Genomic DNA, 5,013 nt, shown 5'->3' on the forward strand with positions numbered 1-5,013 from the left:
AGTTGCGGCGCTCGTGCCCGCGCGGCGGCGACGGTCGTTCCGGCACCGCCGTGATGCATGACCGCGGCGACGCGGCGGAACAGCGCCTGCTGGTTGACATCGCCGACGGCGAAGCAATCGTCCCGGTCGTCGGTAAGGCCAAGCTCGGCCCAGCCACGCGCGATCACCGTGCGCCGGCCCTTGGCGCGGACCGCCTCGATGGCCGCACGGCCGGCCTCCTTGGCCACGGCAATGGAGCCGAAGCCGACATAGACCGGAGGCGGGCCGGCTTCGAGGAATGCCTCCAGCCCGTCGGGCAGCGGCCGCTCGTCGGCCAGGATCCAGGCGCCGGTCTGCCTGGCATCGGTCAGGTCCGAAGGCAGCCACGGCCCGAGCGCTGGGTCGCAGGCGAGCAGGACCGGATCGCCGTAGACATAATCGCGGACATTTTCCACCGCAGGCAATCCGAGCGACGCGCGCCAGCTGTTGATCGCTTGGCCGAACAGCGCGTTCTTGGTCGCGATATCCGTCTCCCACAGCAGCCGGTTGTCGGTCACCCCGGCTGGAAGCGGATGTCCCGGATATTCATGCGGCCGGTTGTGCGCCGACGGCAGCCAGATCGGACAGAAGGTGGCAAGGATGTAGCGCATGTGCCGCTGCCCGGCGACAAGCCGCGCGGCGGCACAGGACGGAAACAGGCCGCAGGCCACCACGGCATCGCAGCCTTCGGCGGCCGCCATGAGCGTATCGTATTGCCTGGCGAGGATCTCGGCCGCCTGGCCGGAGATCAGCGCGGCCACGTCCTTCGGCGATTCCGATGCCCTGCGCCGCGTCATCTCCTTTACCCATTCGCGCACCGGTGCGAAGGCCGGCACCAGCTCCACACCGGCACGGGCGCACAGCGCTGCAAATTCTTCATCGCCGGGGACACTCACCCGCACCTCGGCGCCGAGCGCCTGCAGTCGCTCGCCCAGCGCCACCACCGGCTCGACATCGCCGCGCGAACCGTAAGTCGACAGTAAAATCCGCATGCAAACTCCCTTTCCTAAACTGAGGTCAAGGGCAGCGTACATACGGCATTGCCGGGGGCTTGCCGCAAGCCCGGGCTGCGCCATATATGCTTTCTGGGAGAGGGAGTTCTCCCTTTCCTCATCCGCAATTCGATGGAACCGGTCACTGCCGCTGTTGCAAGAGACGTGGCGAAGACATCAAGCGCGTGCGTCGACCGCGCCGCGCGTCAACGGCGGTAAGGACCGCAAACCGTCAAGAAATCAAAGGCAGCCTACCGGCAACAAGCTGCTGCCGGCATAGTGGCGGGCGGGGTCAGCCCTGGCGGCCTTCCTGGGCGACCTGGGTGGGCGACCCGTTCAGGCGCGGCACAACGACCAGGCGCTTGATCTTCCCCTTCTTGAAGGCAGAGAGGAAGCGGCCATAATCCTTGAAGGCCACGCAGCCGCTGGATTGGGCTGGGGCGCCGCGCAGCAGATAGGTATGGGCGAGCAGACCGTTGCGGTTATATTTGTTCCTGCCGCTGGTCGGCGTCAGCCGGATGGCCTCGACGCCATGGAAGCGCGATTCACGCAGCGACAGATTGTAGGTGTCGGGCGGCGTCGGGCCGGAATTCTTGCGGTTGGCGAAGCGCGGCTGGTCGGCCATGGCGCCCTTCCCCGAATGCGCCTCCAGTTTGGAGCCATCGGGCATGTAGACCGTCGCCGTCGAGATGTCATAGACGGCGACGCCATTGCCCGTCGAAGGACTGTTGAACAGACCCCTAAAGGCGTTGCCGAGACCGCCGCGCTCGGGCGTGTCCGGCTTGGCGTAGGCGAGCATCTCGGAGGCTTGCGCCTTGCTGCGCTTGGCCGGCGCGGCCTCAATCGGCTTCGCACCCTGCACACCCGGAAGCGCCTGGTCGGAGCTCCTCAGCGAGCGCGGCGTCTGCGCACCTTCGGCGGAGTGGACAACGGTCGGCTGCGGCTTGGCCGGCTGCGGTTTGGCCGACTCCGGTTTTGCAATTTGGGGCCTTGCCGCCTGGCTTGCCTGCGGCTTGGCCGGTTCCGGCTTCCTCGCGGCATTCTGTTCAGGCGCTTCCGTCGCGCGCCCGAGGGCGGTGCGCGGCCTCAAACCAGGCACGGCGATGCTGTCGGGCAAATCATCCTGCGGCGGCAGCGAAGCGACCTGCACTTCAGCTTGTCCGTCGTCGCCGGAAGCGCCGGCCGTCATCTCAGGCGCGTCGCCGCTGGCGAGCGCGACGGCGCTCGGCACGTCGACCGTCTCTTCGGGCATGACATTGGCAAGCGCCAGCGCCAGTTCGGACGCGCGCTGAACGTCGACCTGATTTCCGCCAAAGCGTGACTCGGCCGGGCCGCTCAAGGTCAGCCCACTCCGGCCCGAACCGTTATCGGCCGCGCCGCCGAAGCGGCTTGCCGACGGCAAGCTCGCCAGCAGGACCGGAGCGTTCTCGGCGCGCCGGAAGGCATCGGCCAGTTTCTGCGGCGAAAGCCCGGCGCGCTTGATGACGCTGTCGAAACGGTCGGCGACGTCCGCGGCGGAAGCCGCGACAACCTTCTCATGCGATACGCTATCCGGTGCCGGTTTCAGCCGCGCGGCCTTGCCGTCATGCACCAAGCTGGAGGGGTTTGGCGTGGAGCTCGCAAAGCTGGCTGCGAGACTGAGGCAGCCGGCATCGCAGCCGCGGGTGAGCGAGCCCGTCTTGTGCGCGCCGTTCGCGGCAAGGCGCGGCGCCCAGGCGTTCGCGACCTTGCGGCGCTGGTCGCCAAGCACGATGCTGCGCGGCGCAAGCATGCTCTGCGGCAATCCGTTGGAGGCGGCGGTGAGCGAGGTACTCACGGAATAGAGGCCGGCCATGGTCGCGACCGACCACAGGGCCAGGGCAGCGCCGACAGCAGGCACTACAACCCAACGATGACCACCAGATTTCTTCGAAGTTACCCCCTCTTCAGGAGCGTCACCCCGGTTCTTCAAACGCAAAAACGCCATACGACCACTCTCAATCGGCATGCCGGTTTGCGGACCTGGCACCCGTCACGATCACAGCTCGCCTGGTGCCCCCTGCACCTTCACGCGTCTGTTGCCGATTGATTCAAAAGATGGACAAAGATGGTTAACCAATCCCTCCACCAATCGCCATTGTGGCGACGGTCCATACGAAAAAAGAGCCCTCCATGGTCTCCGCCACGGTAAAAATGCTCTCCCTCAGCTGCTTTGCTGCCCGTTTTTGCGGGCCGAGTCAAGCAAGCGCGAAGGTTCTACCCTTTCGGGCGATCGCCAGCTAAGAACGGATTGAGGTTAAAAAACGGCAGGAACAGCCTGGCGCGACCAGCTGCGGCATCTCTTCCAGGGCGGCAGATCGCAACGTCAACCCCGATGCGGGAAGACAGCCTTCGCCGCGCCAGACAATCAAGGACGGAGCTGTCGAGCCGGATTGCGTCGCGACGGTGCGGTGCGGCGCTCCGCAAGCGATTGCAACAACTCCGCTTCGGCGCTGAAGCCGTTTTGGAAGGCTTCGAGCACGTCGGAGGCAAGCTGTTCTCTTTGGTCCCCGTCTTTTAACGCCAGACGGCGATCGTTGCACAACTGATCGAATACTTTCTGGAGGAGCTCCAGCTCGACTGGCGTGAATATTCCGCTGTGTTTGGTGAAAGCCATGACGCCTCCCTGCCCCTTACATGGGCGAAAGCGCGATCTACTCTTTCAAGCGTCCGTGTGCCTCGTCTGGGTGCGGACGACAAGGCATCCTACACCTTTCCGGCCGGCCTATCGATTCCGTCGTAGTCGTAGATCGGACTGTTCAAGCTGAACCCGCTTCCGTCGGCCAACGTCGCGGGGCGCCTTGGAGTTGTTCAACTTTTGAATCGCTTGCCCAATCCAACTGATTGTTCTTACACAGCTTCCAGCGAAATCCTGGAGCTGCTTCAATCACCGGAAAAACGGGCGCATTCAGCGCATTTGGTCCGGATCGTCGGCAACGCCGACGTGATGCCGATAGACCATTCCCCAACCCTTCCAGCCGGTGAACAGAAGGATGAGGACAACGATCAGCGACAGGACAAGGCCGACCGGCACAACCGCTGCCTCCGCGTCGGCATATCGCGAGTACCAGTTGTAGAGTTCGATGAGAACGACGACCACGTTGCCGCCGGCGTGAAGCCATGCGTCCTGGAGATTGCGGATCTGGGTGTCCCCCAGGACATCGGTCAAGCCGGCAAGAGCCGCCAGCACGGCCATGATCAGACCTGCCCCCAGCAGCCAGAGCGTAGCGGTGACCCAGCCCGGATTACCGGTTCGCCAGAAGATAAGGTCGCAAACGAAGGTCGCGACGAAGAAGGCGATCGGGAACGGTATCAGCATTGCATGAACAGGATGGCCGGCAATGCTTGCCGTGCTGTGCGGATTGCGAGGGATCGTGTGCTGGACCATCGTAGGGCCTCCTCGAGGCGTGGCGAGCGCCGCCCTCAGGCCACATCACAACGCATCAGGGGCTCGGCGGCAGAAAGCCGGATATATGCAAACTCCGGTTGAGCCGGAATGTTCCATAACCCGACTGCGCTGCGCGGAACGGAATTCACGCACCGCTATAGGCGCGTATGCCAGTGTGGGCTCGACTCGAAAGCGAGCTGAACGATAGTGTGCTCTTGTCGCGCGTGATCCAATGCCACGCATCCCGGCGGTGGCTTATTGTCACGGCACTCTTCTTCGCAACGAAATCCAAGCCAGGGATCGGCAAAACTGGAGCAACGGATTACGCCACTTCGGTGATTGCGGACAGGCACGGCAGCGGTGAGGTCGCCGCCAAAATTCAGTCGACATCATCGTGGCTGAACTCTAGGCCAACCTATCGAGCCAGGCGCGCATCGGCCAAACCAGGGACAGGTTTTGTCTTGCCGCTGAGCCGCGCTCCAAAGGTGAGCGTGCGTGGAAAATTGCGGACGACTACCTCCATCAACGCGACGCCGCCGGGGCCGAAGGCTAGCCGAGCCACGGCTTCGGCGGCCAGGACCCGCGTGGAGAATAAAC

The 5,013-nt window shown here is 64.2% G+C and carries 4 protein-coding genes and 2 pseudogenes; 1 reads left to right on the top strand and 5 read right to left on the bottom strand.

What is annotated here, in order from left to right; translation table 11 throughout:
• From EOA75_RS28515 to EOA75_RS28530, 4 genes are all read right to left on the bottom strand, one after another.
• Positions 1-1,010, bottom strand: a 1,010-nt coding sequence (locus tag EOA75_RS28515) for a glycosyltransferase (RefSeq protein ID WP_164747616.1), incomplete at its 3' end; no start/stop codon positions are given.
• 292 nt (positions 1,011-1,302) lie between these two features.
• Positions 1,303-2,889 carry a DUF2778 domain-containing protein gene (locus EOA75_RS28520; RefSeq protein ID WP_245466766.1) on the bottom strand — a complete coding sequence of 529 codons (1,587 nt, stop codon included), beginning with the start codon at positions 2,887-2,889 and terminating at the stop codon, positions 1,303-1,305.
• 507 nt (positions 2,890-3,396) lie between these two features.
• Positions 3,397-3,645, bottom strand: coding sequence for a hypothetical protein (locus EOA75_RS34585; RefSeq protein ID WP_179293627.1), 249 nt, complete (start codon positions 3,643-3,645; stop codon positions 3,397-3,399).
• Between the two features lie 291 nt (positions 3,646-3,936).
• Positions 3,937-4,416: a DUF2231 domain-containing protein gene (locus tag EOA75_RS28530; RefSeq protein ID WP_164747617.1), complete on the bottom strand. Its 480-nt coding sequence runs from the start codon at positions 4,414-4,416 to the stop codon at positions 3,937-3,939.
• Between the two features lie 235 nt (positions 4,417-4,651).
• Here EOA75_RS28530 and EOA75_RS35290 point away from each other — a divergent pair.
• Positions 4,652-4,802: pseudogene (locus EOA75_RS35290) on the top strand (SAM-dependent methyltransferase); the annotation flags it as partial.
• A gap of 29 nt (positions 4,803-4,831) precedes the next feature.
• Here EOA75_RS35290 and EOA75_RS34590 read toward each other — a convergent pair.
• Positions 4,832-5,013, bottom strand: a pseudogene (locus tag EOA75_RS34590) (hypothetical protein); the annotation flags it as partial.

It is taken from the genome of Mesorhizobium sp. M1A.F.Ca.IN.022.07.1.1 (genome assembly GCF_003997575.1).
Classification (GTDB): Bacteria; Pseudomonadota; Alphaproteobacteria; order Rhizobiales; family Rhizobiaceae; genus Mesorhizobium.